Source organism: Nocardia sp. JCM 34519.1 (assembly GCF_020361265.1).
GTDB classification, from domain to species: Bacteria; Actinomycetota; Actinomycetes; order Mycobacteriales; family Mycobacteriaceae; genus Nocardia; species Nocardia arthritidis_A.
This window is the reverse complement of record NZ_JAIRBR010000013.1, coordinates 222,615-249,554: the sequence shown is the minus strand read 5'-3', so window position 1 is coordinate 249,554 and position 26,940 is coordinate 222,615. Positions and strand designations below refer to the sequence as shown.

General features: G+C 66.9%; 30 protein-coding genes. 10 read left to right on the top strand and 20 right to left on the bottom strand.

Going from position 1 to position 26,940, the window contains the following annotated elements; translation table 11 throughout:
• From LGY53_RS28840 to LGY53_RS28830, 3 genes are all read right to left on the bottom strand, one after another.
• A partial coding sequence (locus tag LGY53_RS28840) for an SDR family oxidoreductase (protein ID WP_225729827.1) occupies nucleotides 1-2,646 on the bottom strand: 2,646 nt, incomplete at its 3' end.
• A 9-nt stretch (nucleotides 2,647-2,655) separates the two neighbouring features.
• Complete coding sequence (locus tag LGY53_RS28835; RefSeq protein ID WP_225729826.1) at nucleotides 2,656-4,089, bottom strand: acyltransferase domain-containing protein; 1,434 nt, start codon at nucleotides 4,087-4,089, stop codon at nucleotides 2,656-2,658.
• Between the two features lie 158 nt (nucleotides 4,090-4,247).
• Entirely contained in the window at nucleotides 4,248-5,237 is a 990-nt protein-coding gene (locus tag LGY53_RS28830; RefSeq protein ID WP_374111252.1) for an RNA polymerase subunit sigma-70, read from the bottom strand.
• A 197-nt stretch (nucleotides 5,238-5,434) separates the two neighbouring features.
• Here LGY53_RS28830 and LGY53_RS28825 point away from each other — a divergent pair, with 197 nt between their 5' ends.
• Complete coding sequence (locus LGY53_RS28825; protein WP_225729824.1) at nucleotides 5,435-6,331, top strand: LysR family transcriptional regulator; 897 nt, start codon at nucleotides 5,435-5,437, stop codon at nucleotides 6,329-6,331.
• 64 nt (nucleotides 6,332-6,395) lie between these two features.
• Nucleotides 6,396-7,490 (top strand): low specificity L-threonine aldolase, encoded by a 1,095-nt coding sequence (locus LGY53_RS28820; RefSeq protein WP_225729823.1) that lies wholly within the window; start codon nucleotides 6,396-6,398, stop codon nucleotides 7,488-7,490.
• A gap of 29 nt (nucleotides 7,491-7,519) precedes the next feature.
• On the opposite strand, the gene LGY53_RS28815 is transcribed toward LGY53_RS28820, so the two are convergent.
• Nucleotides 7,520-8,410: a helix-turn-helix domain-containing protein gene (locus LGY53_RS28815; RefSeq protein WP_225729822.1), complete on the bottom strand. Its 891-nt coding sequence runs from the start codon at nucleotides 8,408-8,410 to the stop codon at nucleotides 7,520-7,522.
• 126 nt (nucleotides 8,411-8,536) lie between these two features.
• Between LGY53_RS28815 and LGY53_RS28810 the strand changes: the two genes are divergently transcribed.
• Complete coding sequence (locus LGY53_RS28810; protein ID WP_225729821.1) at nucleotides 8,537-9,319, top strand: SDR family NAD(P)-dependent oxidoreductase; 783 nt, start codon at nucleotides 8,537-8,539, stop codon at nucleotides 9,317-9,319.
• 9 nt (nucleotides 9,320-9,328) lie between these two features.
• Here the strand turns inward: LGY53_RS28810 and rlmN are convergent, their stop codons facing one another.
• Nucleotides 9,329-10,438, bottom strand: coding sequence for a 23S rRNA (adenine(2503)-C(2))-methyltransferase RlmN (gene rlmN / locus LGY53_RS28805; RefSeq protein WP_167476949.1), 1,110 nt, complete (start codon nucleotides 10,436-10,438; stop codon nucleotides 9,329-9,331).
• Nucleotides 10,439-10,562: 124 nt separating this feature from the next.
• On the opposite strand from rlmN, the gene LGY53_RS28800 reads away from it, so the two are divergent.
• Entirely contained in the window at nucleotides 10,563-10,898 is a 336-nt protein-coding gene (locus LGY53_RS28800; protein ID WP_225729820.1) for a lipopolysaccharide assembly LapA domain-containing protein, read from the top strand.
• Nucleotides 10,899-10,926: 28 nt separating this feature from the next.
• On the opposite strand, the gene LGY53_RS28795 is transcribed toward LGY53_RS28800, so the two are convergent.
• From LGY53_RS28795 to LGY53_RS28780, 4 genes are all read right to left on the bottom strand, one after another.
• The gene (locus LGY53_RS28795) at nucleotides 10,927-11,907 is read right to left on the bottom strand and encodes a phosphatidate cytidylyltransferase (protein ID WP_374111249.1); all 981 of its coding nucleotides are present in this window, start codon (nucleotides 11,905-11,907) and stop codon (nucleotides 10,927-10,929) included.
• 32 nt (nucleotides 11,908-11,939) lie between these two features.
• A complete protein-coding gene (frr, locus tag LGY53_RS28790) occupies nucleotides 11,940-12,497 on the bottom strand; it encodes a ribosome recycling factor (RefSeq protein WP_167476951.1) in 558 nt (185 codons plus the stop codon).
• 52 nt (nucleotides 12,498-12,549) lie between these two features.
• Complete coding sequence (gene pyrH / locus LGY53_RS28785; protein ID WP_167476952.1) at nucleotides 12,550-13,278, bottom strand: UMP kinase; 729 nt, start codon at nucleotides 13,276-13,278, stop codon at nucleotides 12,550-12,552.
• A gap of 100 nt (nucleotides 13,279-13,378) precedes the next feature.
• Nucleotides 13,379-13,921, bottom strand: a complete 543-nt coding sequence (locus tag LGY53_RS28780; protein WP_255664582.1) for a LysR substrate-binding domain-containing protein — start codon at nucleotides 13,919-13,921, stop codon at nucleotides 13,379-13,381.
• On the opposite strand from LGY53_RS28780, the gene LGY53_RS28775 reads away from it, so the two are divergent.
• Complete coding sequence (locus LGY53_RS28775) at nucleotides 13,910-14,398, top strand: putative quinol monooxygenase (RefSeq protein WP_225729847.1); 489 nt, start codon at nucleotides 13,910-13,912, stop codon at nucleotides 14,396-14,398. The two genes, LGY53_RS28780 and LGY53_RS28775, sit on opposite strands and share 12 nt — an antisense overlap.
• 98 nt (nucleotides 14,399-14,496) lie before the next feature.
• Here LGY53_RS28775 and tsf read toward each other — a convergent pair whose 3' ends face one another.
• Together tsf and rpsB are read right to left on the bottom strand one after the other, a co-directional pair.
• Complete coding sequence (gene tsf / locus LGY53_RS28770; protein ID WP_167476955.1) at nucleotides 14,497-15,321, bottom strand: translation elongation factor Ts; 825 nt, start codon at nucleotides 15,319-15,321, stop codon at nucleotides 14,497-14,499.
• 100 nt (nucleotides 15,322-15,421) lie between these two features.
• Nucleotides 15,422-16,237 (bottom strand): 30S ribosomal protein S2, encoded by an 816-nt coding sequence (rpsB, locus tag LGY53_RS28765; RefSeq protein ID WP_167476956.1) that lies wholly within the window; start codon nucleotides 16,235-16,237, stop codon nucleotides 15,422-15,424.
• A 403-nt stretch (nucleotides 16,238-16,640) separates the two neighbouring features.
• Between rpsB and LGY53_RS28760 the strand changes: the two genes are divergently transcribed.
• Genes LGY53_RS28760 through LGY53_RS28750 form a run of 3 tightly spaced genes read left to right on the top strand, consistent with a single transcriptional unit; the run spans nucleotide 16,641 to nucleotide 17,985 of the window.
• Entirely contained in the window at nucleotides 16,641-16,913 is a 273-nt protein-coding gene (locus tag LGY53_RS28760; RefSeq protein WP_225729819.1) for a hypothetical protein, read from the top strand.
• A 6-nt stretch (nucleotides 16,914-16,919) separates the two neighbouring features.
• Entirely contained in the window at nucleotides 16,920-17,453 is a 534-nt protein-coding gene (locus LGY53_RS28755; RefSeq protein ID WP_225729818.1) for a M23 family metallopeptidase, read from the top strand.
• Nucleotides 17,454-17,475: 22 nt separating this feature from the next.
• A complete protein-coding gene (locus tag LGY53_RS28750; protein WP_225729817.1) occupies nucleotides 17,476-17,985 on the top strand; it encodes a DUF1990 family protein in 510 nt (169 codons plus the stop codon).
• 39 nt (nucleotides 17,986-18,024) lie between these two features.
• On the opposite strand, the gene LGY53_RS28745 is transcribed toward LGY53_RS28750, so the two are convergent.
• The 3 genes from LGY53_RS28745 to LGY53_RS28730 all read right to left on the bottom strand — a co-directional run bounded on the left by LGY53_RS28745 (nucleotide 18,025) and on the right by LGY53_RS28730 (nucleotide 19,847).
• Nucleotides 18,025-18,897, bottom strand: coding sequence for a zinc-binding dehydrogenase (locus tag LGY53_RS28745; protein ID WP_225729816.1), 873 nt, complete (start codon nucleotides 18,895-18,897; stop codon nucleotides 18,025-18,027).
• A complete protein-coding gene (locus LGY53_RS28740; RefSeq protein ID WP_225729849.1) occupies nucleotides 18,890-19,267 on the bottom strand; it encodes a hypothetical protein in 378 nt (125 codons plus the stop codon). Before LGY53_RS28740 ends, LGY53_RS28745 begins: the two co-directional genes overlap by 8 nt.
• 160 nt (nucleotides 19,268-19,427) lie before the next feature.
• Nucleotides 19,428-19,847, bottom strand: coding sequence for a helix-turn-helix domain-containing protein (locus tag LGY53_RS28730; RefSeq protein WP_255664581.1), 420 nt, complete (start codon nucleotides 19,845-19,847; stop codon nucleotides 19,428-19,430).
• A 130-nt stretch (nucleotides 19,848-19,977) separates the two neighbouring features.
• On the opposite strand from LGY53_RS28730, the gene LGY53_RS28725 reads away from it, so the two are divergent.
• Together LGY53_RS28725 and LGY53_RS28720 are read left to right on the top strand one after the other, a co-directional pair.
• Nucleotides 19,978-21,273: an MFS transporter gene (locus LGY53_RS28725; RefSeq protein ID WP_225729815.1), complete on the top strand. Its 1,296-nt coding sequence runs from the start codon at nucleotides 19,978-19,980 to the stop codon at nucleotides 21,271-21,273.
• Nucleotides 21,274-21,318: 45 nt separating this feature from the next.
• Complete coding sequence (locus LGY53_RS28720; RefSeq protein ID WP_225729814.1) at nucleotides 21,319-21,984, top strand: flavin reductase family protein; 666 nt, start codon at nucleotides 21,319-21,321, stop codon at nucleotides 21,982-21,984.
• Between the two features lie 71 nt (nucleotides 21,985-22,055).
• On the opposite strand, the gene LGY53_RS28715 is transcribed toward LGY53_RS28720, so the two are convergent.
• From LGY53_RS28715 to LGY53_RS28690, 6 genes are all read right to left on the bottom strand, one after another.
• On the bottom strand, nucleotides 22,056-22,682 hold the full coding sequence (locus LGY53_RS28715) for a hypothetical protein (RefSeq protein WP_225729813.1): 627 nt from the start codon (nucleotides 22,680-22,682) through the stop codon (nucleotides 22,056-22,058).
• 194 nt (nucleotides 22,683-22,876) lie between these two features.
• Nucleotides 22,877-23,242 (bottom strand): GatB/YqeY domain-containing protein, encoded by a 366-nt coding sequence (locus tag LGY53_RS28710; RefSeq protein ID WP_225729812.1) that lies wholly within the window; start codon nucleotides 23,240-23,242, stop codon nucleotides 22,877-22,879.
• Nucleotides 23,243-23,305: 63 nt separating this feature from the next.
• Nucleotides 23,306-25,201, bottom strand: a complete 1,896-nt coding sequence (locus LGY53_RS28705) for an alkyl/aryl-sulfatase (RefSeq protein ID WP_225729811.1) — start codon at nucleotides 25,199-25,201, stop codon at nucleotides 23,306-23,308.
• 45 nt (nucleotides 25,202-25,246) lie between these two features.
• A complete protein-coding gene (locus LGY53_RS28700) occupies nucleotides 25,247-25,576 on the bottom strand; it encodes a DUF202 domain-containing protein (RefSeq protein WP_225729810.1) in 330 nt (109 codons plus the stop codon).
• Nucleotides 25,573-25,935, bottom strand: coding sequence for a YidH family protein (locus LGY53_RS28695; protein ID WP_225729809.1), 363 nt, complete (start codon nucleotides 25,933-25,935; stop codon nucleotides 25,573-25,575). The genes LGY53_RS28700 and LGY53_RS28695 overlap by 4 nt, the downstream gene beginning before the upstream one ends.
• Nucleotides 25,936-26,151: 216 nt before the next feature.
• Nucleotides 26,152-26,871 carry an acetoacetate decarboxylase family protein gene (locus LGY53_RS28690; RefSeq protein ID WP_225729808.1) on the bottom strand — a complete coding sequence of 240 codons (720 nt, stop codon included), beginning with the start codon at nucleotides 26,869-26,871 and terminating at the stop codon, nucleotides 26,152-26,154.
• Nucleotides 26,872-26,940: the final 69 nt, after the last annotated feature.

Here is a 26,940-nt window from a genome sequence, read left to right as displayed (position 1 = left end):
CTCGGCCGCAACGGGCTCGGCCGCAACGGGCTCGGCCGCAACGGGCTCGGCCGCAACGGGCTCGGCCGCAACGGGCTTACCGGGATCGACTGTGGCGGCGACAGGTTCGGTCACCACGAGATGGGCGTTCGTGCCGCCGAAGCCGAAACCGGACACCGAGGCGACCCTGGGTGCGTCGGACGCGACCCAGGGCACCGGAGATGTCGGAATCGCCAAATCGCCGGAGTCGAGGGCGAATTCGTCGGGTGGCGAGGTATAGCGATGCTGCGGTGTGATGGTCTCGTGCTGGAAGCCGAGTAGTACCTGGATCAATGACGCGGTACCCGCCGCCCAGCCCGTATGTCCGATCACCGACTTGTTCGAGGTCACCCGGATAGGCCGGGCACTGTCGAAACTGTTTCGCAGCGTGCCGAATTCGGTGACATCCCCGGCGGGTGTGCCGGTGGCGTGCGCGATGATCCAGTCCGGTGTGCGGTCGGTTCCGGACAGGGCGCGGCGGATGGCCAGTTCCTGTCCGGCGGCGCTCGGCGCGTAGATCGCCTTGCCCTTCCCGTCCGACGAACTTCCGAACGCCGTGATCGTCCCGAGCACCCGGTCACCGTCGGCCCGGGCCCGGCTCAGCCGTTTGAGCACAACGGTTGCGGCGCCGTCGGAGAACAGCACACCGTCGGCGGTCCGGTCCAGGGCGCGCACCTCACCCATGCGCGACAGCCCATTGAGTTTGCCGAACAACACCGAGCCGCGCGGACCCACCGCGAAAGCTCCCGCACAAACCGCGATGTCGTACCTGTTCTCCAGCAGTCCCTTGGCGCCGATATCGACGGCGTACAGCGATGAGGAGCACGCGGTGTCGACCATCACCACATCGGTATCGGCGGGCAATACGCCGGTGATGGCATTGTGCCCGACCCGGTGCGGGAAGAACCGCGATGTCTCGCCGACACTGCGCGGATACCTTGTGCGCAAACGCTTTTCCGCGCGAGCCGCCATGCGGTCCGCATCAGGTACGCCGCGCTGCGCGAGCGCAGTACGCAGCCGCCGCAGCACGCCCGACACAACGGTCGCCTCTTCCAGATGCTGGTTGCCGTCGGCGGTGTAACCGGCCTGAAAACTAACCCGGTCACCCCGGCGCCGACGCACCGAATCCATTGCCTGCAGCACCGAATGGCGCAGCCACAGCGTTGTCGCTTCCATCTCCTTGCCGTCGCGCAGTTCCTCTGCGAGCACCTGGTGCGGCTGGAAATCTCTGATGAAGGCACCATGCCGCGAATACGACTTGTCCTCGCCCGCACCGTCGGCCGAGTAGAAACTGTCGCTGTGCCACCGCTGCGGCGGCGCAGGCTCGAACAGATCCGCACCCGAAATCAGTTCATCCCAATACTGTTCGGGATTGCTGGCGCCGGGCACGACAATGCCCATACCAACGATGGCGATAGCGTCGGAACCGGCGTCGTCGGAAGCGGCGCCCGGATCGGAGACCGCGTCATCATTGAAGGCCGCGTGAACATTCGAGACCGCCGCGTCATCGAAGACCTCGTCATCATCCGGGACCGCCGCACCACCGAAGCCTGCCTCATGATCGAAGGCCTCGCGATCATCCGGCACCGCCGCACCATCGGAGCCCGCGCCATCCGGGACCGCCGCACCATCGAAGCCCGCGCCATCCGGGACCGCCCCACCATCGAAGCCCGCGCCATCCGAGACCGCCCCACCATCGAAGCCCGCGCCATCCGAGACCGCCCCACCATCGAAGCCCGCATCATCCGGGACCGCCCCACCATCGAAGGCCTCGTCATCCTCGGAGCCCGCATCATCGGGAGTCACATCATCGTCGACAGCACCCACGGCAATGTGCGTCCTGCTCATCCTCGGGGCGAGGAGTGCCGCACCCGTTGACATTCCACCGTCGGCGAGCACCACCTGACCGGTGATCCAACTTGCGTCGGGTGAGGCGAGGAATGCGACGAGCGCGGCCAGTTCCTCAGGCGTGCCGAGACGCCCCATCGGCGTGGCATCGACAACGGCCCGCTGCATCGCCTCGGCGTCCGGGAACTGGTCTGCAACAGGAGTTTTCAGCATCCCCGCCGCGGCGGCGTTCACTCGGATACCGTGCTGTGCGTATTCGACGGCCAGGTAGCGGGTCATCGCCTCCACCGCTGCTTTGGCTGGGCCGCACGCGAAATAGTTGGCCATCACCAACTGGCCGCCGCCGACGGTGGAGAGGTTGACGATATTCGCCCCGTCCCGGCCCGCCATCAGCTCGGACGCGCGCTGCGCGCAACCGAACCCGCCTTTCAGGTTGGTGTCGACGGCTTTGTCGATCATCGCGTCGGTGACCTCGCCGACGCCGACGAGCGCACCGTCGGCGGCGTTGTTCACCAGGATGTCGAGGCCGCCATATTCTTGCGCGACCTGATTGAACATTCGATTCCGCTGTGCCACAACGGCTACCGATGCGCGGATCACCGCGCCCCGGCCGCCGCGTGCCTGGATCTCGGCCAGGGTTTCGCGCGCATGAGCCGGTGATCGCCAGTGGTTGACGATGACGAATGCGCCCTCGGCGGCCAGCCGCAACGATATGGCCTTGCCGACGTTTCGGGCTCCACCCGTGACCAGTGCGATCTTGCCTTCGAGCCGTCCAGTCATCCTCATACCTCAGGCCGCGATGATCAGGTCCGCGATGCGGCCGAGCGTATTGTGTTCGCCCACTGCGAAATTGGATGGTCGCGGCGGCAGCCCGCGCTGTTCACCCACCCTGGTCAGCAGTTCGGTCTGCTTGACCGAGTCGACACCGAGTTCGGCCTCCAGATCGGTGTCCTCCTCGAAGACCTCCGCCGGATATTCCAGGGCGTCGGCATAGAAGTTCACCAGCCAGTCGAGAACCTGTGCGCGGGACCCGTCGTCCGCCGTAGGTATCGATGCGGGCGTCGCCGATGCCGCAGGGACCGCAGCCGGTCCAGCAATCGGCACCGCAGCCGGTCCAGCAGTCGGCACCGCCGAGGGCACCACCGCCAGCTCGGCCCGCACGAGTTCGGTGATCCGCGCACCGTGCAGCCGCCAGAGCCGGTCGAAATCCGTCGCGGCGAGTTCCGGTGCGAACAATCGGCGCAACTCGCCGACCTCGGCGGGGATGAGAACACCAGCGCTCGTCAGCGTCGAAATCACGGTGGTGATAGGCGCAGTCGGCAACAGTGTCGCCGTGTTGAGCTCGGCACCAGGGACGAGGTGCCGCACGATCTTCGTCAACGTATCCCCCGCACCACATTCGATGACGATGTCGGCCGGTACCGCACGCATCGTGTCGGCGAAATTCACGCGGTGGGTGAAATGCTCGGCCAGTTCGGCGGCTAGTCCATCGGAATCGACGTAGGCGCGCCCGGTGATCGGCGAGTGGACGGGATGTTCGAGCGACCGTTGCGGCAGATCTTGGATCCGGCTGTGAAAGTCCTTCGCCGCCAAGGTCAACAGTGGACTGTGGAACGGATAGGGCGAGGGCAGTGTGCGCGCGCCGACGCCGAGCACCGCGGCGATGGCGCATGCCGCCTCGACCGTCGACCGACGCCCGGAGATCACCGTCTGGCCCGGGCGATTCTCCACGGCGATAACGGTTTCCGGGTCGCCGAGCAGTGCGAGCAACCGCTCGGCCTGCACGGTGTCGGTGCCCAGCGCGGCCATCGCACCGTCGGGAATCCCCGCCTCGCGCAGTGCGGCGTTGCGGTGGAACACGATTCGCGCGCCGTCGCTTGCGGAGAACGCTCCGGCGGCGACCAGGGCGGCGATCTCGCCGAAGCTGTGCCCTATCAGCACCGCCGGTGTGAGCCCGCGGGCGGCCAGAATCCGATATGTGACAACCGATGTCGTATAGATGGCCAGTTGCAGTAGATCCGGATCGGCGGCGAGCAGCTTGTCGAGGTCCGGGCTGTCGGCGGCGGTCAGGCGATCGGTGATGCGGCGGCCCAGCAGATCGATTGCGGCCGCATCGATCTCGGCGAGCACCTCCACCGCTTCCGGAAAGCTCCGGGCCTCTGCCAATGCCCCCGCGAACCAAGCGCCTTGGCCGGGGAACAGGATTGCGATTCTATTGTTCATCGGATGAACTCCTCACGACGACTTCACTGATACAGACCCCGCGGGAACCCGAAATTCGTCTGTGTGTTCGAAAACTGTTCGTGAACGACAGGTCTCGATCCGGTCACATCCGATCTTGTTCGGGCGGAATGTAATCGGAGGAGTTCGACCGATGTCGGTCAGCGACCGGAGAAGGCGCTGGGCAACCCGAACCGGTGCAGCAGATCGCCGTCGAACCGGACAATCGAGCTGACCCTCGCGTCGGTGATGCCGACGACCAGGAGTCCGCTCCGCCCGCACCCCCCGACCCCGTCGCTCCCGTACACCCCGAACGCCGGCTGCCCGTTGGCCCGCGTCGGCACAAGGCGGTATCTGCGCCCGGCATCGAACAGCATGCCGAGGAATCGCGCTACCGCGTTCAGGCCCTGGTATTCCAGCGGGACCGGCGGCATCGAGAGGAAGACATCGTCGGTGAACAGGGCGATCAGGGCTTGGAGATCCGCGGCCTCGTAGGCGGTGACGAACTTCGCCACGATGGCGTCCTCGGCGGGGGCCTCAGAGGCGGGCGCCGGCAGCCGACGCCGCAGGCTGGTGCGTGCCCGCTTCAGCGCACTGTGCACCGAGTCGACCGTCGTATCGAGCATGTCGGCGACCTCGTTCGCCGGGTAGCCGAGGACGTCGCGCAAGACGAGGACGGACACCTGACGCGGCGGCAACACCTGTAGTGCGGTGACGAAGGCCAGCGAAATGGATTCGGTCTGCTCGTAGCGAGCCTCCGGCCCGGGCGGGATGTGCGGCACACCGGCCAGCAGATGGTCGGGAATCGGCTGGAGCCAAGGGATTTCGCCGAGCCGCGTCGGTTCGGGCGGCTCGATACCGGGCAGATCCCACGCCACCGCCGACCGTCTGCTCGCGGCGCGCCGGACGTTGAGGCATCGATTGGTCGCGATCCGATACAGCCAGGTGCGGATCGACGCCCGCTCCTCGAATCCACCGAGACCCTGCCAGGCCGCCAAAAGCGTGTCCTGCAAGGCATCCTCGGCATCCTGCAGCGACCCGAGCATCCGATAACAGTGCACTTGCAACTCGCGCCGGTACGGTTCGGTCAGCTGACGAAACGCCGCATCATCGCCGGCTCGTGCCCGCAGCACGAGGTCGTCTGTTCCCACCAACACCAGGAACTCCCACTTCTCTTCATCCGGTCATGTCCCCCCTCGTATAGACACCGTTCGCGGGCAGAACTGGGCGGTCCAACAGCGACTAGTTTCGGGGCGTTGTACATCGGCTGGGCGATCGCGACGGCTCTCACATGAGCAGAGTAGGAAGATTACGTTACTGTTTTCTCCTCGAACTGAAAGAAGTTCTTATGCTTGATGTTCGGCGCCTGCGACTGCTGCTGGAGCTCGCCCATCATGGAACCGTCGCCGCGACGGCCAAGGCGATGTGTCTCACCGGACCGGCGGTATCGCAGCAGCTCGCCGTTCTCGAACGCGAGGCCGGCGTGCAACTGCTCGAGAAAGAGGGCCGGAACGTGGTGCTGACCGCGGCCGGTCGGCTTCTCGTATCCCATGCCGACATCATCCTGAGCGATGTCGCGGCCGCGGAATCCGCGCTTGCGACGGTGCGGTCGAACGGCGTCGGCGCAGTGCGGATCGGCGCTTTCCCTTCGGCGGCACGGAATCTCGTGGCCCCGCTGTGGACGAGCGTGCCCGGTGTGTCCCTGCGGCTGGTGGAGCAGGAACCGGACTCGGCGGTCGAATCGCTGATGCGGCGCGAGATCGATATCGCGATTGTGCACAGCTATACGCTGCTGCCGCGGGATACGCCGGTGACGTGCGAGATGCACCCGATCACCGACGACCCGGTGTTATTGGCTGTGCCACCGGACATTTCGCGCAGACGCGGGCTCACGCCGGGGCAGCGGGTTCGCCTCGCCCGATTCGCCGACGCCGCGTGGCTGACACCGTCGAAAGACCTGTCCTGCTACGAGATGACCCAACGTGCTTGCGGCGCGGCAGGTTTCGTGCCAACAGTGGTCGCCGAGGCCACGGACTTCGGGGTGCTCACCGCGCTGGTCGCCGCCGGGGCCGGGGTCGCGTTGCTACCGCGCATGGCCCTACCGCCGGATAACGCACAGGTCGATCTGTACCCGCTGACACATCCGGTCGTGCGCAGGGTGTACGCCATGACGCGCATGAATTCCGCAGGCAGACAAGATGTTCGGGCTGTCTTGGCAGGACTGGGGGCGATCGGCGAAGCCTGAGCTTCTCGGTTCGGAAAGTAGATCGAACTGGTCCCGATCCGGATGAGCGAGCAGTCTCATCGCCATGACGCTCATCGATCTCCGCAGTGATACGTGCAGTCGGCCGACCCCGGCCATGCGCCGGGCAATGGCCAGGGCCGAAGTCGGCGATGATGTCTACGGCGACGACCCCACTGTCAGGGAGCTGGAAGCCGAGACCGCGCGGCTGCTGGGAACAGACGACGCGGTGTACATGCCGACGGGAACGATGACCAATCAGGTCGCTATTCGCACCCACACCGAAGCCGGAGATGCGGTGCTGTTCGACCAGAACGCCCATGTCTACCTACTCGAAGGCGGTGCGCCCGCCGCATACTCCGGTGTCCTCCCCCGACTGCTCCCCGGGGTTCGGGGGATCTTCACTCCGGATGACGTCCGCACCGCGGTCGGCCACAAGCACCCGTTCTTACCGGCGACGATATCGGCGCCGGCAAGTCTGCTGTGCCTGGAGAACACCCACAACCTGGGTGGCGGTTCGATCTGGCCGCTGGAGGCGCTGCGTGACGTTGTGCGCGCCGGACGGGAGGCCGGGCTGAAACTACACCTCGATGGTGCACGGCTCTGGCATGCGAGCGCGGCCACCGGAGTCGAACTCACCGACTACGCCACCCTCTTCGACACCGTCAGCGTCTGCTTCTCCAAGGCCCTCGGCGCGCCGATCGGTTCGTGCCTGGCGGGCCCCGAAGCGGTGATCGCCCGAGCCCGCCGGTTCAAGCAGCAGGCCGGCGGTGGTTTCCGGCAGGCGGGTATCGTCGCGGCGGGCGCACTGTACGCGCTGCGCCACCACCGGTCCCGGCTGACTGAAACCCACTCCAACGCAAGGAGATTCGCGCAAGCGCTGGCCGATATGAACGGTATCGCGATCGACCCGGCCGAGGTCGAAACCAACATCGTCCGATTCCGGCTGACCGGCGCCGATTCGGCCGCATTCGTGCACGAGGCACATCGCCTGGGCGTCCACCTACTACCATCCGGTGCCGACGGGGTCCGAGCCGTGTTCTACCTCGATATCTCGACCGATGACACGGACCGGGCCATTGACGTGGTGGCAGAGGCCCTTCGCAACCAATCCCGAAATGCGAACCGGCACAGTAGCGTCACGGCATCAGGTAATCGGTGAACGTCTCCCCCGGGTACATGGACACACGGCTATCTCGTCTCGACCACCACGACCGGGGCCTCACTCCCGAGTGACGGAGCGGATGCCGGGCCTAGATTCTGCAGACCGATCACTGACAGGAGCCCGAGCTGCTCGACCGCAGCTGTGCCGGGTGGCGCGGTGAACCAGAGCAGGCGCTGGCGGCCGTCTTCGCTGACCAGGGTTAGGCAGTTGAGCTCGAGCACGCCCAGTTGCGGATGCGCGATGCGCTTGCGGTCGTCACGACGTACGGCGACGTCCTGCTGCTCCCACAGCGCGGCGAATTCCTCGCTGTAGCGCAGCAGATTGTCGACGACGCTCCTGACGTCCGCGTCGTGGCCGCGGCGGCCGACCACGGCGCGCAAGTCCGCCACGAAGACACGGGAGTGGTGTTCGTGCTCCTGTTCCGGGTAGATCCGTCGGCTGTCGGGTTCGGTGAACCAGCGGTACAGGAAGCTGGCCCGCAGTCCCCGCGCCTGAATCGGGGGACCGAGCAGAGCTTGGGCCAGCGGGTTCTGCACCAGGACGGCATGCAGATCCGTGATCACCATCGCAGGAGTTCGCTCCAGCCGGTCGAGCAAATCGAGCATCCCCGGCTGGACGTGCGCGCCGGGGCCGCTCGGTAACGGTAGCGGTCGGCCTGCCAGACGGAAAAGGTAGTCGCGCTCGTCGTGGGTCAGTCGCAACGCGCGGGCGAGCGCGGCGAGCATCTGCTCGGACGGCTGGGCGGCGCCGCGCTCGAGTTGCGTGTAGTAGTCGGTGGACGCGCCCGCGAGGTGCGCGACTTCGTCGCGGCGCAGCCCGGTCACCCGGCGCCGTGGGCCTGACGGGAGGCCCACGTCCTCCGGCCGCACCCTGTCACGCCTGCTGCGGAGGAAGGTGGCCAGTGCGTCGAGATCCATTCCCCCAGTATCTGCGGGCGGACGGGCACAAGACAGGGTGCGTCATCCCCTGGGTAGGCGCCCTCTGTTTCCGCACAACGTTCCGGAGCAATCTCGGGTCCGACCATTACGGAAAGAAGGAAATCCATGTCTACACCTAGGATCGCGCTGGTCACCGGAGGGAACCGCGGACTTGGGCGGGCCACCGTCGAGGCACTTGCCACCGCGGGCGTCGACGTCGTGTTCACCTACCGCTCTCACGAAGACGAGGCGAAGCAGATCACCGAGTCGGTGGCCGCCATGGGCCGTATCGCCGAAACGATCCAATTGGACACAACACGCACCGGCACCTTCGCTGAGTTCGCCGAGTCACTGCGCGATACCCTGCGGCGTCGCTGGGGACGTGACAGCTTCGACATCCTGATCAACAACGCCGGTTTCTCGGGCAACACCGTGCTCGGCGCCACCGACGAGGACACGATCGATCAGCTGTTCACTGTGCACTTCAAGGGCGTATATCTGCTGACTCAGACATTGGCGACTGCCCCGGCGGGCGCTACACCGCTATTGGCCGACGGCGGGCGCATCGTCAACTTCTCCTCCGGACTCGCCCGCTTCGTCACCAAACCCTATGCCGTCTATGCCTCGATGAAGGGCGCGATCGAGGTGCTCACACGGTACTGGGCCGTCGAGCTCGGTCACCGTGGCATCACGGTCAACACAATCGCTCCCGGCCCGGTCGCCACCGACTTCGCCGACGGCTATCTGCGGGCCAGCGAAGAGGTCCAGAAAAGTATGAGCGGCATGACCGCGCTCGGCCGGATCGCCCACGCCGACGATATCGGACCGGCCGTGGCCGCGCTGGTCAGCGAGGGTACCGGCTGGATCACCGGCCAGCGCATCGAAGCCAGCGGCGGGTTCCGCCTCTGAGACTCGTCATCAGCCTTCTGCGGCCAACTGCCCGCACGCCGCCGCGATCTCCTGCCCTCGCGTATCCCGCACCGTACACGGCACACCAGCGGCGTTGACCCGCCGAACGAACTCCCGCTCAACAGGTTTCGGCGACGCATCCCACTTCGAACCCGGCGTCGGGTTCAACGGGATCACATTCACATGCACACGCGAACCGAGAGCCTTGTGCAGCTTCGAGCCCAACATGTCGGCCCGCCACGGCTGATCGTTCACATCGCGGATCAACGCATACTCGATCGAGACTCGGCGACCCGACTTGTCGGCGTAATACCTTGCGGCGTCGAGAACCTCAGCCACCGGCCAGCGATTGTTCACCGGCACCAACGTGTCTCGGAGTTCATCGTCCGGAGTATGCAGGGACACAGCCAAAGTCACCGACAGGTCCTCGTCGGCGAGCTTGCGGATGGCGGGAGCCAAACCGACGGTGGAGACCACGACATTGCGCTGGGAGATACCGAGACCGTCGGGAGCCGGGGAGGTGATGCGGCGCACCGCGTTGACCACACGCTTGTAATTGGCAAGCGGCTCACCCATACCCATGAAGACGATATTCGACAGCCGCCCCGGCCCGCCCGCGACCTCACCGTCGCGCAGCGCGGCCGCGGCGGCACGCACCTGGTCGACGATTTCGGCGGTGGACAGGTTGCGGTTGAGTCCGCCCTGGCCGGTCGCGCAGAACGGGCACGCCATACCGCAGCCCGCCTGGCTGGAGATGCACAGGGTGTTGCGGTCGGCGTAGCGCATCAGCACGCTCTCCAGCAGGGTGCCGTCGCCCGCGCGCCACAGCGTCTTCCGAGTTTCCCCGCCATCGCATGCGACATGCCTTACGACATTCAGCAGCGGCGGGAACAGCGCCTCGCCGATTTTTTCGCGCACCGACGCGGGCAGATCGGTCATCTGCTCCGGATCGGCCTGTAGACGGCCGAAGTACTGCCGCGCGATCTGGTCGGCACGGAACTTCGGCAACCCGAGCTCCTCGACCGCCGCCCGCCTGCCCTCGGCATCGAGGTCGGCGAGGTGCCGGGGCGGCATGCCGCGGCGTGGGGCATCGAAGACGAGGGGCAGGGAGGCGGTCATAATTTCTCGATTCTCCCATCAGGGCGAATCCGCCGCACATCCGCCCGGCCGCCGACCGGCCGACATGCGCTTTCGTTGTGACGAAATACATCCGAGTTCAATAGCCATCGGCAATGATCGTGGTATGTCCACCAATGCTGAACCGCTGCCCGAGCCGCAGGTGTCCGACGAGCCGACGGCCACCACCACCGGCAAGAAGGACACCACAGGCAAGAAGGACATCGCCTCGCGCACCGGCTACACCTGGACCGGTCTGATCGCGGGCGCGCTGATCCTGATCGTGCTGCTGGTGTTCATCCTGCAGAACCTGGAACAGGCCCGGGTGAGCCTGTTCTTCTGGGATTTCTCGATGCCCCTCGGCATCACGATGCTACTGGCGGTGATCGGCGGCGCACTGGTGATGGCGCTGGTCGGCGGGGTTCGCATCCTGCAGCTGCGCCGCGCCGCCAAGAAGCACTGACGCCGAGCAGCACCGACCAGGCGGCGCGTCAGAGCAGGGTGCTGAGCACCAGCCAGGCGACGAACGCCGAGGGCAGCATCGAATCGAGCCGGTCCATGATGCCGCCGTGGCCGGGCAGCAGGGTGCCCATATCCTTGATGCCCAGCTCCCGTTTGATCTGCGATTCGATGAGGTCGCCGCAGGTCGCCACCAGCACCAGTCCGATGCCGAGCACCACGCCGATCATCGAATTCGCCTGCAGCAGCAGGGTGACGGTGAGCAGGCCGCCGATCACGCTGAACACCAGCGAACCGGCGAAGCCCTCCCAGGATTTCTTCGGGCTGATCGACGGCACCATCGGATGTTTGCCGAACAGGACGCCCGCCACATAGCCGCCGACATCGGAGCAGACCACCAGGATCATGAAGGTCAGCACCCGCAGATTGCCGTTTGGATCCTCCAGCAACAGCAGCGTCGCGAACGAGGCGAGCAGCGGAATCCAGGCCAGCGTGAAAATGGTGATGGCGGTGTCGCGCAGGAAGTTTCGCGGCGCGCTGCGCAGCCCGTGATCGAACAGCCGCCACACCATGCAGACCAGCGTCGTCGCGGCGAACGCGCCCGCCACCCCGCTCGCACCGTAGGGCCAGCCCAGCCAGAACACCGCTTGACCGCCGACGATCAGCGGAATCCTCGGCACCAGCACATCGGCCTCACGCAGCCGCTTCGCGACCTCCCAGGTGGCCACCGCGACCGCGACACCGACGACGCCGATGAAGACCTTGGGCACGAACAGCAGGATCGCGATGAGCGACAGGCCGAGACCGAAGCCGACGGCAAGCGCCGCCGGCAGGTTTCGCCCGGCCCGCGAGGCAGGTGGCGCGGCACCGCCGGACCCGCCGGCGTCTGTCGCACCGGTGGACCCGCTCCGCGCAGGTGTCTCGCTGACCGGTACCGGATCTCCGGCGGCACCGGTGGCGGCGGCATTCTCGGCCACGATCGTCCCGTCGCTCAAATTCGTCGTTCCGTTCATCCCCCGCCCTGGCGGGCTTGCGCTGACGAGCGTCAGACCTCGAGCAGCTCGGATTCTTTGTGTTTGACCAGCTCATCGATCTGGCCGACATATCTGGCGGTGGTCTTGTCGAGATCCTTCTCGGCGCGCCCGACCTCGTCCTCGCCCGCCTCGCCATCCTTCTGGATGCGACCCAGCTCATCCATCGCCTTGCGCCGCACGTTGCGGATGGCGACCTTCGCGTCCTCGCCCTTGGCCTTGGCCTGCTTGACGAGTTCGCGCCGCCGCTCCTCGGTCAGCTGCGGCACCGAAATCCGAATGATGTCACCGTTGTTCGTCGGGTTGACACCTAGGTCCGAATTGCGGATGGCGGTTTCGATCGCGCCCAGCTGCGACTGCTCGTAGGGCTTGATCACCACCATGCGCGGCTCCGGCACCGTGATGCTCGACATCTGGGTGATCGGGGTCGGCGAACCGTAGTAGTCGATGACGATCCGGGAGAACATGCCCGGATTCGCCCGGCCGGTCCGAATCGCCCCGAGATCGTCTTTCGCGACCGAGACGGCCTTCTCCATCTTCTCCTCGGCGTCGAAGAGCGCTTCTTCAATCACGACCGTTTCCTCCACAGCGTCGTCATCGTCATGATCCGCGATCGGGCGGGTGTCAAGACCGAACCAGTGTGCCGATCTTCTCACCGGCGACCGCTCGGGCGATATTGCCCTTGGTCAACAAATTGAACACCAGCATCGGCATCTGGTTGTCCATACAGAGACTGAAAGCTGTCGCGTCCGCGACCTTCAGGCCGCGTTCGATCACCTCTTTGTGGGTGATTTCGGAGAACATGGTCGCGCCGTCGTCGGACTTCGGGTCGGCGGTGAATACGCCGTCGACCGCCTTGGCCATCAACACCACTTCCGCGCCGATCTCCAGCGCGCGCTGGGCGGCGGTGGTGTCGGTCGAGAAATACGGCATGCCCATACCGGCGCCGAAGATCACCACGCGCCCCTTCTCGAGGTGGCGCTTGGCGCGCAGCGGCAGGTACGGCTCGGCGACCTGACCCATGGTGATGGCGGTCTGCACGCGGGTGTCGATGCCCTGCTTCTGCAGAAAGTCTTGCAGGGCAAGGCTGTTCATCACGGTGCCGAGCATGCCCATGTAGTCGGAGCGGGCGCGGTCCATCCCGCGCTCCTCGAGTTCGGCGCCGCGGAAGAAGTTGCCGCCGCCGATCACCACCGCGACCTGCACGCCGGTGGAAACCACCTCGGCGATCTGTTCGGCAACCGTCTGCACGACGTCGGGGTCGAGTCCGACCTTGCCGCCGCCGAACATCTCACCGCCCAACTTGAGCAGCACCCGGCGATATCCTGGGCGATCGGTCCCCGGGTCCGTCATCGGTGTTCTACTCCTTCGGTGCGAGAGTGGTCACGGTGCGATTCGTCAAGGGCCGCGTACGTCGCGGCGCAGCTTCCGCACAAAGCGACCCTATCCTGCCTTACCGGGGCTCGGCGCCGACGAGCCACCCCCGCTCCAGCGCGAGTTCCCTGGCAACCGCACGGATCTGCTGGGAGACCGGCGCGGAATTCCGGGGCAGTACAAGGTAGGTGCACAGCTCGATACCCGGGTCCCGCAACGGGATCCAGCGCAGACCGGCGGGCTGCGCACGCACCCCCGACTCGCCGACTATGGCGATCGCCGCACCGGAGCTGATCAACCCGCGGGACATCTCGAACGCGATCACCGGTTCGACGAACTCCGGATCCAGGCCCGCGAACAACTTTCGCACCTCGTCGTAGTGCGCCGGATTGTCCGCACGCGGATGCTGCATGATCGGAAACCGCGCCGCCGCAACCAGATCCAGTTCGGCGTGCGCGGTGAGCGGATGATCGGCCGCCAGTTGCCCGCCACGGCGTTCCACTCGCAGCAGAAAGCGGCGTGTCCCGTCGATCGGCTGCGCCGACCTGGTGATGCCCGCATCCGCCGAACCCGAGGCCACCTCGGGGGTGATGAGGGGTGTCGGCAACGGATGCCCCGACAACCGGAATCCCGGCAGCTCCCGCTCCAGCGCGGCCAGCAGCGCGGGAACGGTATCGGAACCATGCTCGCGCTGAATACGATTCGCATGGCACCGGATTCGCCCGCGGCCGTGGCACGCACCCGCGCCAACAACCGATCCCAGGTGGCCAGCGCGGCGGGCCCCTCCTCGGCGAGCAACCGACCGGCCGGTGTCAGCTTGTCCGTCGCCCTCCGCCTGCGCGCCGACGCGCGCCCGGATTTCCTTGCGGCCGTAGCGAAATTGCGCGCGTCCGTGGCCACCGAACCCGGTGTGCTCGACTACCGCGTCGGCCAGGATCCCGACGACGAGACCCGCGTGTACTTCTTCGAGCGCTACCGGGACCAGGCGGCCTTCGAGGCGCACCGCGCGACCGCCGCGGCGGACGACTATCTGACGGCGCTGCCCGGCTGGTTGGCCGAACCGTCGCACGTCGTCATCGAGAACGCGGAAACCGCGTAACCGAATTCGCGGTCGCACCGAAGGCGTGACCGACCCGCAACCGACACGCATCGGCCCCGCAGTCCGAGACTGCGGGGCCGATTCACGCATTCATCGACTCAGTTCTGGCCGACCTCGAAGCGGGCGAAGCGGCTCACGGTGACACCGGCCTCGTCCAGCAGCGCCTTCACGGTCTTCTTCGAATCGGTGACCGACGGCTGCTCCAGCAGCACGTTGTCCTTGAAGAAGCCGTTGAGCTTGCCCTCGACGATCTTCGGCAGCGCGGCCTCCGGCTTGCCCTCCTCGCGGGTGGCCTGCTCCAGGATGGCGCGCTCCTTCTCGACCACGTCGGCCGGAACGTCCTCGCGGGTCAGGTACTTGGCCTTGAGCGCGGCGACCTGCATGCCCGCGGCACGCGCGGCCGCGGCGGCCTCGTCACCCTCACCCTGGTACTCGACCAGCACGCCGACGGCGGGCGGCAGGTCCGAGGAACGCTTGTGCAGGTAGGTGGCGACCGGGCCCTCGAAGGATACGACGCGACGCAGTTCCAGCTTCTCGCCGATCTTCGCGGCGAGCTCCTGCACGGCCTGGTCGGCGGTCTTGCCGCCCAGGTCCAGCGCCTTCAGCGCGTCCAGGTCGGCGGGGCGGGCCTTGGCGGCGGCCGCGACGATCTGGTTGGCGAGACCCTGGAATTCGGCGTTCTTGGCGACGAAGTCGGTCTCGGAGTTGAGCTCGATCAGCACGCCGTCCTGCGCGGCGACCAGGCCCTCGGCGGTGGCGCGCTCGGCGCGCTTGCCGACATCCTTGGCGCCCTTGATGCGCAGGACCTCGACGGCCTTGTCGAAGTCGCCCGCGGTCTCCTCGAGCGCCTTCTTGCAGTCCATCATTCCGGAGCCGGTCAGCTCCCGGAGCCGCTTCACATCGGCAGCGGTGTAGTTCGCCATCCTCGGCGAGCCTCCTTCGGAGAAAGTCGGTGAGTACTGGGCAGCGGTGATCACGATGGCACGGCCTCGTGATCACCGCTGGAACAGCCGGTTACGAGTCTCAGGCCTCGGCCGGAGCGTCGGCGGCGGCCTCGGCGTTCGGCGCGGCCTGCGCCAGCAGCTCCTGCTCCCACTCGGCCAGCGGCTCACCCGCGCCGGCCTCCGGCTTGTCGTCACCGCTGGACAGACCCGCGCGGGCCTGCACGCCCTCGGCGACGGCGGAGGCGACGACCTTGGTCAGCAGGGCGGCGGAACGGATGGCGTCGTCGTTACCCGGGATCGGGTAGTCGACCAGGTCCGGATCGCAGTTGGTGTCCAGGATCGCGATGACCGGGATGTTCAGCTTGCGCGCCTCGCCGACGGCGATGTGCTCCTTGTTGGTGTCGACGACCCAGATCGCCGAGGGCACCTTCTGCATATCGCGGATGCCGCCGAGGGTGCGCTCGAGCTTGTTCATCTCACGCGTCAGCATGAGGATTTCCTTCTTGGTGCGACCCTCGAAGCCACCGGTCTGCTCCATCGCCTCGAGCTCCTTGAGGCGCTGCAGGCGCTTGTGCACGGTGGAGAAGTTGGTGAGCATGCCGCCCAGCCAACGCTGGTTCACGTAGGGCATCCCGACGCGCGTCGCCTCGGCCGCGATCGACTCCTGAGCCTGCTTCTTGGTACCGACGAAGAGGACGGTGCCACCGTGGGCGACGGTCTCCTTGACGAACTCGTAGGCCTTGTCGATGTAGGTCAGCGTCTGCTGCAGATCGATGATGTAGATGCCGTTGCGGTCGGTGAAGATGAACCGCTTCATCTTCGGGTTCCAGCGCCGGGTCTGGTGGCCGAAGTGTGCGCCGCTGTCGAGCAGCTGCTTCATGGTTACGACAGCCATGGCTCTCGTATCTCTCTTTCGTTGCCGGTTGACGCGACGGATCGGCGATCCATCGCCCTGGCGCCGCCGAATCATCGGAACCCGACCACCGTGGCGGATCGGGACCAGCCGACGATTCCCTGTTTCGCGAATGCACTGCGTCGAACGAGCGTTCTCGAACTGGAGCTCGGTTCGAACAGCGCCGTTACGAACAAGCACGGGTGGCGCGCGAAGTCGGTCAGCGTGTGCGGACCGCCGCAACAGTTTACGGGGTTCCGGCGCGAGGTTCTAAATCGGCCCGTCAGGGAGGTGGACTGCGGCCGGTCAGCGGTGCGAAACGGGAGATGTCCACAGTTCGGAAAGTTGTCCACATTCCGCGATTGGGGGTGTTGCCGAAGGGGTCGCGGCGGCTGAGCTGGAAGGCATGAATCGCACATACCTTTCGCTCGGATTGCTCGTTTCGATGATGGTCGGCGCGCTGTTCGCGACCACGGGGTCGGCGGTGGCGGCGCCCCGCGACGATGGCGCGGTGACCATCGGCGCGGGTTCGGTCGCGGTACTGGACCCGGTCGCGGCCGATCGCGGTAAGGCGCGCACGTTGGAGGCCGTGCTCGGCGGCTGCACCGGATCCGCTGGCGGCCTGCCGCTGCTGGCGTGGCTGGTCCGGCTCACTCCGCTGCCGGTGCGGCCGCGCTGATTTCGGATGCTCCGGCGCCGGATAGGTTGGGCGGCAACGGTTTTGCTGCTGCTCACGGTGCTGGCCGCCGAGAACGACCCGGTCGCGGCGGCGGCGCCGGGCGGCCGGTTCGGCTGGCCGTTGCGGCCGCGGCCCGCGGTCGTGCGACCCTTCGACAACCCGGTGCACGACTGGCTGCCGGGCCATCGCGGGGTCGATCTGGCGGGCACGCCCGGTCAGCCGGTGCTGGCCGCCGGGGACGGGATCGTGGTGTTCGTCGGTTCGGTGGGCGGTAAATCCGTTGTCTCGCTGGATCATCCGGGCGGTCTGCGCACCACCTACGAACCGGTGCGCGCGGCGGTTCCGGTCGGTGCGCGGGTCGCTCGGGGCAGTGTGCTCGGAACGCTCGAGCCCGGGCACGCGGACTGTCCGGCGGCGGCCTGCCTGCACTGGGGGCTGCGCGACGAGGGCGGCGGCAGGCGCGGGCGGGTCTACCTCGACCCGCTCCGCCTACTGCATTCGAATCCGCTGCGGCTGAAACCGGTGGATCCGACCGCCTGAGCGTGGGGCAGGATCGATGGATATGGAGTCTCAGCCTGGATTCACCTATCCGGAAGTCGGTGCGACCGCGGGTCCGCCGCCCGCCGGCTACCACCACTTCCGGCTGCGCCGCCGCATCGGGCACGGCCGCGCGGTGTTCGAGCGCGCGGCCGCGGAGGTACTGGCGTACCGAATGCAGAAGGGCACCGGCGTTTTCGAATCCGCCGACACACCCACGGCCGCGCCGGGTACCGGCATCACCGTCCGGCTCGGCCTGGGCCCGTTGGCAATTCACGCGCCATGCCGAGTGGTGTACGTCCTCGACGAACCGAACCGCCGCGGCTTCGCCTACGGCACCCTGCCCGGCCATCCCGAAATCGGCGAGGAACTCTTCGCCGTCGAATTCGACCCCACCGACGAATCGGTCCACGGCCTGGTCGCCGCCTTCTCCCGCCCCGCAACCTGGTACGTCCGCCTAGGCGGCCCGGTGGTACGGGCCATCCAACATTTCATCGCAGGCCGATATATCGCCGCACTGCCGAAATCGGAGTAGCGCAACCGTTTACGGCTAGTCCCGCGACCAAGGCACGGGCTAGCTCACGTCGAGCACCGCCTTACCGGCGACCTTGCGGGTGAGCAGCGCCTCGGCCGCGTCGCCGGCGCGTTCCCAGCCGCTGTGCCAACCCACTTGCGGATCGAGGCGGCCTGCGACTACCAGCGAAGCCAGGTAGGCAAGATCCGGGCCGAAGCCGGGACCGACCGTGAACGCCTCGATCCGAGCGCCCGGATTGGTCAGCCGGGCCTGCTCGAAATCGATCGTGGAAGGTTCCAACGATGCTTTGCCGACGCTGACGGCGAGGCCGTGCGGGGCAAGCAGCCCGAACGCGTCGGCCAATAGCTGTCCGCCCACATTGTCGATCACTGCGGACACCGGCTCGCGCACCTCGGTCAGGCCACCGGAGACCACCTCCGCCGCACCCAGCTCCGTGAGCCCGATGCCGCGCTCCGGCCGGCCGACAACGGCGACCACATGTGCGCCCGCCTGCGCGGCGAGCTGGACGGCGAACCGGCCGACCCCACCGGATGCCCCGGTGATCAGCACACGCTGTCCGAGGATCGAACCCAGTCTGCGCACCGCGCGCAACGCGGTCACTCCGGCCACCGGCAGCGCTGCCGCCGCACTATGTTCGAGGCCCTCCGGCAACACGGCGAGCTCACCGGTATCGACAGCCCGCAACTCGGCCCACCCGCCACTCCAGCCGAAGGTCACTACCCGCGTCCCGACCGCGGGGCCGCTGCCATCCGCCGCCGCAGCCACGACGACCCCGGAGGCGTCCCAGCCGGCCACCCCGCCTGGCGCGTAGTTCTTACTCAGATACGCAACCTCACCGAAGTTGAGCGAAGTCGCCGCGACCTGCACCAACGCTTGCCCGGGACCGGGGACTGGATCCGGCGCTTCACCCAACAGGAGACCGTGCCTGGCAGTCGGGTCGTAAACCAAAGCTCTCACGATCTCGATAACCCGAGACCCAAAGCCTGAATTCCGTGCCCACTAAAACCGACATCCCCGGGGAGTCGAAATCATCCAGCAGGATAAGAACATTGGTGTCGACAAGCACCGCTCGAGTCCAGCCGTCAATTAGCGAACCTGCCTCGACGGTAAGCCCTGTCGTACGGGTCGTACAGCGAATCATCAACGAGGCTGTCAGCATCGCCGTGCGACCATTGCGGTCGAGACGACAACCCTTTGAAGGCAGCGACCACTTCCTCTCGGGGAACGTAGACCCGACGATGCGCATGGCGATGCGGCACAAGGTCGGCAGCAGGGCTGCCATCCACTGTGATGGTGTACGAATGTCCCGCACGGACTTCGCGCAACACCCTCCTCATATTGTTGGGGAGTTCCTGTTGCGGGATCTCCGGAAGTTCGTGCGGTAGCGACATATTCGCAGGTTAGACGATGTGTGATAGCTGTGATCCGGGAATGCCGCGGCCCTAAATTCGCGACCAGCCCTGGTGATCTTGTACTGCGGGTACGGGTGGCAGTGCCTGTTCCTCTGGGGTGGTGGGGTGGGCGGCGGCTAGGTAGTGGCGGCCCCAGCGGGCGAGGGCGTCCATGAGTTCGGAGGTGCTGCCGCCCAGGTCGGTGAGCGAGTATTCGACCTTCGGGGGGACCTGCTGGTAGATGCGGCGGTGGACGAGGCCGTCGTCTTCGAGTTCACGGAGTTGGTGGGTGAGCACCCGCGGGGTGATGGTCTTGATGGCGCGGGTCAGTTCGCCGTAACGGAGTATTCCGTGCGTGGCGAGCAGCTGAATGATGGTCGGCTTCCAGGAGCCGCCGACCACGACGACGGCGATTTCGGCGGCGCACTTCGGATTCCAGTGTGCGACGGCGTCTGCGGTTCTCGGGCGCATGGTATCCATTTTGTGCGTATGGACAAGATTGTGCGTACTGGTTCGAACCGGTGGTATCCACCAAACTGAGCCAGTGATCATTGGTATTTCCCGAAATCGACTGTGGCACAAGTGGCTTCCGATGATTCCGATGCTGCTCGGCATTGCCGTGCAGGGCCTGGCGACGACCATGACCAGTCCGGCGCTGCCCGCGATCGCGGCCGATCTCGGGATGTCACCGCGCGCACGGCTGTGGGTAATCGACGTCGTACCACTGGCTTTGGCCGCGGGCCTGGTCGCGGCGGCCCGCGCGGGCGATCAGTGGGGACGCCGAAAGGTGTTGGCCTGCGGGCTCATCGGCTACGCGATATGCGGCCTGCTGGCGGCCGCGGCAACCACCCCGTGGGTGTTGATCGCGGCGCGCACCGGTACCGGTTGCGCAGCCGCCGCGGTGCTCGCCAGCGTTGTCGCCTCGATCGGCGCGATATACGCCGCGCACGAGCGGGTGCTCGCCTATGGGTTGTGGACCGGAACATTCGGCGCGGCAGCCGGATTCGGGCCGATCGCGGGCGGACTGCTCGGCACCGGCTCCGGTTGGCGCATCGGGATGACGGCCTGCGCCGCCGTGGCCGTACTCGCGGCGGCCCTCACCTTTCGGCTGCTGCCGGACAGCCGCGCCACCGCGGTGCACTGGGATCTGCCCAGCCTGGGCCTCTCGGTCGCCGGGCTGGCCGGATGTGTGACCGCCATGCAGGAGCTACCCGACAACCTTTCGCTCGCGGCCGGACTCGGCTTCGTCGGCGTCGGCTCTTTGACCGGCTTCATCGTGCGGCAACTGCGAATGAGCGCGCCGTTCATCGCGATCCGGATCTTCCGGAATCCCGGATTCACCGCCAACTGGCTGCGGGCCGTCGCCGGGGCCGCGACCACATCCGCCGCCGTCTACCTCGTCACCCAGCATCTGATCCAGAGCCGGGGTGATTCGCCCGCCGCCGTCGGTGCGGCGCTCCTCCCGGAGGCGGTGGGTGTGGTGCTGGGCGCGGTCTGCTCACCGCGCCTGGCGAAACGCTTCGGGCAGACCGTCGTGCTCACCGCGTCGGTGGTGCTGCATACGGCGAGTCTCACCTGGCTGTCGACGGATCCGAGCAGCATTCTGGTGCCGATCACCGGCGTCGGCATCGGTCTCGGCGTGCTCGGCACGGTCGCGGCGGCCGCACTGTTCGACGCGGTCACCGCAGAGGAAGCGGGTCATGTCGGTGCCATCCAGGAGGTCGGCTTCGCACTCGGCAACGGTCTCGGTGTGGCCGTATTCGGTTTACTCGCAATAAGTTTCGATGACGGATACCCGATCGCGATGATCGTCGCCGCCCTCACCATCGCCCCACTCGCCCACTCGCGCCGCCGACCGCGCATCGCGGCGGTAGCGGAGCGGCAGCGCTGCGGGTGAGTTCCTTCGGCGTCGACCGAAGTATTCGACTTCTACGCTCCCCCAATGCATCCCACCGACAGCGACGTTATCTCCCCGTCTTGCACCGCAACCCACCTCGCCGTCGAGCCGAAGATCCTGTACTTCGGGACACCGGTGGCGCTCATCTCGACCGAAAACGAGGACGGTTCATTCAATCTCGCGCCGATGTCTTCCGCATGGGCGCTCGGACAGGTTGTCGTGCTGGGGCTCGGCGCGCAGGGACAAACCGCGCACAACCTCCGCACCCGACCCGAGCTCGTGATCAATCTGCCTTCCGCGGCCCTGTGGCAAGCGGTGGAACGATTGGCGCCATTGACCGGTCGCTATCCGGTGCCGCCCACCAAACATGCCGACTGCCGCTTCGAACCGGAGAAGTTCGCGGCGGCCGGATTGCATGCGGCTCCGGCGGATAGGGTGCGACCGCCGCGCGTCGTGGAATGCCCACTGCAACTGGAGGCATACGCGGACCGGGTCGGCCCGAGTTCCACCGGCGGGTTCGTCATCGTCGAGGCATCGGTGCGAAAAGTGCACGCCCACCGTGACATCGTCGTACCCGGCACCGACCACATCGACCCCGCGGCCTGGAACCCACTGATCTACAACTTCCGCCACTATTTCGGGCTCGGGCGGGAACTCGGCCACACCTACCGGTCCGAAACTCCCCGTGGGACCGAGCATTCCGGCACATGATCACGTAGTGCCGTTGGTGCGAGCCCGAATCGGCACTGGACGCAATCACGATGTGGCGCAAGGGCCGCCGACTATGGGCAGCCGTGCCACGGTGGGGCGGCCTTGAAGTCGGGGTGGAGTTCGATGGTCGGGGCGAGGGTGGATAGCAGTCGGCGGGCGCGAGACAGGGGGTGGGTGGGGTACGCGGCGTCGAGTTCGGGTTCCTCGGAGAGGTTGCGCGGGAGTCCGCCGGAGATGTCGGGGGCGTACGGGTGCACCGCCCACATTCGCATGACGTCGGCGAGGGGACGTCCCTTACCGTATTCGGCGCTGAACTGGGTGAAGACTATCGAGTCGCGAATTCCGGTGGTGCCGTGCTCCGGACAGTGCAATTTCAGCACGACGCTGCGGTCCGCTCGCGGGATGGTGACGGCGGCGATATAGGCGACGCCCAACTCCTTGCCCGGCGGGCGCACCTTGACGATCTGCTGGATGGCGGGCAGCCCATCGATGACGACAACGTCGAGTTCGATGACGCCCGCACCCAATTCGGCGGTGTGCGCGACGATCTCGCGGCGCAGCCGGTCCAGATCGGCGAGCGAAGCGGGTAGGTCCGGCGGCATATCGAAGAACTGCACCTCGGCGAGGTCGTCATCACGATTGCGGAAGACGTTGGGCTCCAACTGTTCCCACCCGGTGGTATCGAATCGCAACGCCATATCGGCGAATCTAGTGCGCCGGGCCGGAATATGCACCGCCGCGCATTCTCAAATGCGCAGCGGCACTACCTATTCCGTTGGTCACCTCGAAGTCCGGCCGCGCGGTCCAGCGCGTCGCCTGACAAGGCGAGGAAGAGCCGGAGTTGCGCCAGCGACGACGCGGCGAACTGGACCGTGCAAGCGCCGGATAGGACTTAGAGCAGCACCTCCAGCGCGGCCGCCTCGGCACGCAGGTCCCCGGCGTGCTCCGGTCGGCCGAGCGCGTCGTATTCGGCTGCGGTGCTGTGGCGATCGGCGATCTCGGCGCGCACGATCGATTCGATATCGGCCTCGGTGAGATCCCGGCGGCGCACCTCCTGTGCGCCGAGCCCGACGGCGCTCGCCTCGATCGCGCCCGCGCGCACGTCGACGGCGTCGACGGCCTCCGCATTATCGATCGCGCCGAGCGCGGAGCGCAGCGCCTTCGTGGCATTGCGGTCACGCGCCTTCATGGCGGTGGGCAGGGCGGCGCGCAGCCGGTCCCGCAGCGGTACGGATCTGTCCACGATCGAATTCGGCATGATCGTGACCGTACGCGCCGCCGGATCACCGGTCGAGCGATTTACTCAATCGAGTAAGGCAGGTCACGGGGTCACGATCGCGAAATCCGGATCCGGTGCATCGAAGACGCCGATCAGCTCGGACAGCTTGGTGACATCGCCATCGATCGCGATATGCCCGGCGGCGACCGCGACGCCGAAATCCTCACCGGCCAGCAACACTCGGATCAGCGTCGGCTTGGTGAGGGTGAAGGTGGCATCGGGATCCGGCAGTCGCACGCCGGCGGGCCGGTCGTAGTGGGTCAGCCTGCCGTTGCGCAATTCCAGCCGGTGCACCCGGTTTTCGTCGCTGAACTCCCAGTCGGTCACCACCCGCTGATTCCACGCCTTCGGCCCGTCGACGCGCAGCGCCACGGCATCGAAGATCTGGTCGACCGTCATCGCGGCGAGCACGGTGGACGATCCGGCCTTGGTGGGCGTGCCGAAGGGGCCGTAGCGCAGTTCGTACGCACCGCTCAGATAGAAGTTGCGCCAGGTGGCGTTCTCCGCACCGTAACCGAGTTGCTCGAACGTGCTGGCCTGCAACGCTTTCGCGGCATCGTTGGCCGGATCGGCGAAGATCACGTAGTTCACCACCTGCGCCACCCACCGGTAGTCGCCGGACTCATAGGCGGCCTTGGCCTTTCGCAGCACCTCGTCCGCGCCACCCATGAATTCCACATGCCGCCTTGCCGATTCGACCGGCGGATGCTCCCAAAGATGCGCCGGATTACCGTCGAACCAACCCATATAGCGCTGGTAGATGGCCTTCACGTTGTGCTGCACCGAGCCGTAATAGCCACGCGCGTGCCATGATTCGGCGATAGCGGGCGGCAGCTCCAGCATTTCGGCGATCTCGCCGCCGGTGTAGCCCTGGTTCAGCCGCCGTAGCGTCTGATCGTTCAGGTAGCCGTATAGATCACGTTGCACCGCAAGATATTCCACCAGTCGGTCGGTGCCCCAGGTCGGCCAGTGGTGGGAGGCGAAGACCACATCCGATTCGCGGGCGAACAGGTTGATGGCCTCGGTGAGGTATTTCGCCCACACCCGCGGGTCCCGCACCAGCGCCCCGCGCAGGGTGAGCAGATTGTGCATGGTGTGCGTGGCGTTCTCGGCCATGCAGAGCGCCCGCCGGTCGGGGAGATAGAAGTTCATCTCGGCCGGCGCCTCGGTGCCGGGGGTGAGCTGGAAGACGAACCGCACCCCGTCGATCGTCTCGTCCTGCCCGGTGCGGACGATATCGACCGTCGGCGCGAGCAGCGTCACGGTGCCGACCGAATTGGTCTGTCCCAGGCCGGATCCCACCGAGCCCTTGGGGCCGCGCGGCAGCACCGTGCCGTACATGTAGCCCGCACGGCGCGCCATCGCCGTTCCCGCGTAGATGTTTTCGGCGACGGCATGCTCCAGGAACCCGTCCGGGGCGAGCACCGGGCAGCGTCCGGCCGCGACCTCCGCCTCGGTGATCACCCCGAGCGCACCGCCGAAATGGTCGACGTGTGAATGGGTGTAGATCAATCCGGTCACCGGGCGCGGTCCGCGGTGCTGCCGATACAGCGCCAACCCGGCCGCGGCGGTCTCCGTGGAGATCAGCGGATCGATCACGATGACGCCCGAATCCCCTTCCACCAGTGTCATATTCGACAGATCCAGGCCACGGATCTGGTAGATCCCCGGAATCACCTCGTAGAGACCCTGTTTGACGACCAGCCCCGACTGCCGCCACAGGCTCGGGTTCACCGAGGCCGGACATGGTTCGCGCAGGAAGGCGTAGGAATCGGCGTCCCACACCACGGCCCCGTCCGCGGCGGTGATCACGCCGGGTTCCAGTGCGGCGACGAACCCGCGGTCGGCGTCGTCGGTGCTGTCGGCGAACGGCAGCGCGGCGGCGACGCGCCGCTGTTCGGCGACGATGTAATCGCTCGGCTCGGTCGCTGTGGTCATCGGTCATCCTCCTCTGGTCGCGGCCGGACAGGTGGGTGTAGCGGATCAGGGTGCGGGATCGGTGAATCCGAGCAGCACCGCGACGACGGCGACGGCGACCACCGCGGCGGCGGCGACGCCGATCACGAAAGCGCCATGGCCGTAGCGGCCTTCGTGCAGGCTGCGGTTGCGCAGGCTGCACAGGACGGCGACCGCGACCATGGTCGCGGCGGAGCCGAGCGTGGCCAGTTGCGCGCGATGCCAACCCACCGACACCGCGTGCTGCAGGAACAGCGCGGCGACCGCCATCGCCGACACCGCGGTGCGGCGCCACGCCAGCGCGGTCCGTTCGACGGCCAGCCCCTCGGGACCCGTGTCTGTGCTCGGCTCATTCATCGCAGCAACACCGCGACACAGGCCAGCACCGCGACGATGGCGATGCCCGCGGACAGAATCGGCACCAGCATGGTGTCCGGCAGCCGGTGGCCCCGGCGCATCGCCGCGCCGACTCGCCGCCAGTGCGTGTAGGCGCCGATCGAGACGATCACCGCCAGCAGCAGGCAGCTCAGCGCGAGCGCCTGGCGTATGCCGGTCAGCCGGAACGGCTGCACCAGCGTATGCACCGCGACGCCGCCCGCGAGCAACCCGAGCGAGGTGCGCATCCAGGCCAGGAAGGTCCGTTCGTTGGCGAGGGTGAACCGATAGTCGAGTTCGGCGGGTTCGGGTTCCGGATCCGCGCCCGATCCGGAATTCATGGCCGGGCTTCCACTGTGGACCGCTGCACGACAGACAACGCTACTTCGGGTTCCGCGAAACCGTGCCGCGCTGCGCCGATCTCGGCGCGGGCATGATCATCGCCGAACACCACGGGCACCTCTTTCGCCGACCGAGTTCCGAGTCCGTAGCTAACTATTCGCAACCCGAGCCTAGTTGGCATATCCGGGAGCGTCCACGAACCGGACCGGCGGGGCTCAGATCGGGGTGGCGTCCGCGAAGGTCATGGCGAGCCGATCGACGGTGGAGCTGGTCAGGGCCCGGCGCGGCAGGCCGAGCGATCTCAGCTCCGCGGCGATCGGGTGGTCGCCGAGGATCAGGCGGGCACCGCCGGGGCGGGCGCGCATGCCCGCCGGATGCATCCGCCATTCGGTGCGCCGGGTGACGCCGTCGATGTGCGAATATGCGGCGAACGCCGCCGACCGGCCGCGCCCACCCGGTACCGAAACACCGTGGCGCAGCGTCAGATCGACGGCGAGCCGTCCGTCCTGGCGCAGCGCGCCGCAGCGCGTCGGGCCGCTGTGGTCGGTGTCGAAATCGGCGAGTTCCTTTGGGAAGCCCCAGATGCCGCGGCCCGCGGCCAGGGTGAACTCGCCGTCGACGGGGAGCCGGTGGATGAAAACGCCCGATCTCCGGGCGATGAGCGCACGCAGATCACCGGAGTCGAGTCCGTGCTCGCGGACCATGAACGACACGCCGAATTCCTGGTACGGCCCCAGATCGCCGTCGCGATAGTCGACGAAGACCAGCGTGCACGCGGCCCTGCCGCCCGGCAATCGCAGTATCCGCAGGCCGGAGTAGTCGATCAGGCGCTGTGCCGCCGCCGCGGGCACCAGGTACGTCGCCATGAACGCACGTGCCGACCGGATTCGCACCGGCATCCGGACTTCCCGGCCGCGGATCGTGTGCGCTGTCATCGGACCGCCCTCCGAAACTAGAACTCGTTTCAGAATAATGGCACAGCCGATCGACCGAATCGGGCGAAA

Excerpts from the sequence above, each read along its gene's own strand:
- rlmN (WP_167476949.1), bottom strand. The coding sequence starts at position 10,438 with ATGACCGCCTCCCTGCCCCTCGTCTTCGATGCCCCACGCCGCGGCATG.
- LGY53_RS28820 (WP_225729823.1), top strand. The coding sequence starts at position 6,396 with ATGACGCTCATCGATCTCCGCAGTGATACGTGCAGTCGGCCGACCCCG.
- LGY53_RS28710 (WP_225729812.1), bottom strand. The coding sequence starts at position 23,242 with ATGCCGAATTCGATCGTGGACAGATCCGTACCGCTGCGGGACCGGCTG.
- LGY53_RS28750 (WP_225729817.1), top strand. The coding sequence starts at position 17,476 with ATGGAGTCTCAGCCTGGATTCACCTATCCGGAAGTCGGTGCGACCGCG.
- LGY53_RS28700 (WP_225729810.1), bottom strand. The coding sequence starts at position 25,576 with ATGAATGAGCCGAGCACAGACACGGGTCCCGAGGGGCTGGCCGTCGAA.
- rpsB (WP_167476956.1), bottom strand. The coding sequence starts at position 16,237 with ATGGCTGTCGTAACCATGAAGCAGCTGCTCGACAGCGGCGCACACTTC.
- LGY53_RS28725 (WP_225729815.1), top strand. The coding sequence starts at position 19,978 with ATGCTGCTCGGCATTGCCGTGCAGGGCCTGGCGACGACCATGACCAGT.
- LGY53_RS28775 (WP_225729847.1), top strand. The coding sequence starts at position 13,910 with ATGCCCCGACAACCGGAATCCCGGCAGCTCCCGCTCCAGCGCGGCCAG.
- LGY53_RS28740 (WP_225729849.1), bottom strand. The coding sequence starts at position 19,267 with ATGGCAGCCCTGCTGCCGACCTTGTGCCGCATCGCCATGCGCATCGTC.
- LGY53_RS28835 (WP_225729826.1), bottom strand. The coding sequence starts at position 4,089 with ATGAACAATAGAATCGCAATCCTGTTCCCCGGCCAAGGCGCTTGGTTC.
- LGY53_RS28825 (WP_225729824.1), top strand. The coding sequence starts at position 5,435 with ATGCTTGATGTTCGGCGCCTGCGACTGCTGCTGGAGCTCGCCCATCAT.
- LGY53_RS28795 (WP_374111249.1), bottom strand. The coding sequence starts at position 11,907 with ATGAACGGAACGACGAATTTGAGCGACGGGACGATCGTGGCCGAGAAT.
- LGY53_RS28760 (WP_225729819.1), top strand. The coding sequence starts at position 16,641 with ATGAATCGCACATACCTTTCGCTCGGATTGCTCGTTTCGATGATGGTC.
- LGY53_RS28810 (WP_225729821.1), top strand. The coding sequence starts at position 8,537 with ATGTCTACACCTAGGATCGCGCTGGTCACCGGAGGGAACCGCGGACTT.
- LGY53_RS28815 (WP_225729822.1), bottom strand. The coding sequence starts at position 8,410 with ATGGATCTCGACGCACTGGCCACCTTCCTCCGCAGCAGGCGTGACAGG.
- pyrH (WP_167476952.1), bottom strand. The coding sequence starts at position 13,278 with ATGACGGACCCGGGGACCGATCGCCCAGGATATCGCCGGGTGCTGCTC.
- LGY53_RS28695 (WP_225729809.1), bottom strand. The coding sequence starts at position 25,935 with ATGAATTCCGGATCGGGCGCGGATCCGGAACCCGAACCCGCCGAACTC.
- LGY53_RS28690 (WP_225729808.1), bottom strand. The coding sequence starts at position 26,871 with ATGACAGCGCACACGATCCGCGGCCGGGAAGTCCGGATGCCGGTGCGA.
- LGY53_RS28730 (WP_255664581.1), bottom strand. The coding sequence starts at position 19,847 with ATGCGCCCGAGAACCGCAGACGCCGTCGCACACTGGAATCCGAAGTGC.
- tsf (WP_167476955.1), bottom strand. The coding sequence starts at position 15,321 with ATGGCGAACTACACCGCTGCCGATGTGAAGCGGCTCCGGGAGCTGACC.
- LGY53_RS28720 (WP_225729814.1), top strand. The coding sequence starts at position 21,319 with ATGCATCCCACCGACAGCGACGTTATCTCCCCGTCTTGCACCGCAACC.
- LGY53_RS28715 (WP_225729813.1), bottom strand. The coding sequence starts at position 22,682 with ATGGCGTTGCGATTCGATACCACCGGGTGGGAACAGTTGGAGCCCAAC.
- LGY53_RS28755 (WP_225729818.1), top strand. The coding sequence starts at position 16,920 with ATGCTCCGGCGCCGGATAGGTTGGGCGGCAACGGTTTTGCTGCTGCTC.
- LGY53_RS28800 (WP_225729820.1), top strand. The coding sequence starts at position 10,563 with ATGTCCACCAATGCTGAACCGCTGCCCGAGCCGCAGGTGTCCGACGAG.
- LGY53_RS28705 (WP_225729811.1), bottom strand. The coding sequence starts at position 25,201 with ATGACCACAGCGACCGAGCCGAGCGATTACATCGTCGCCGAACAGCGG.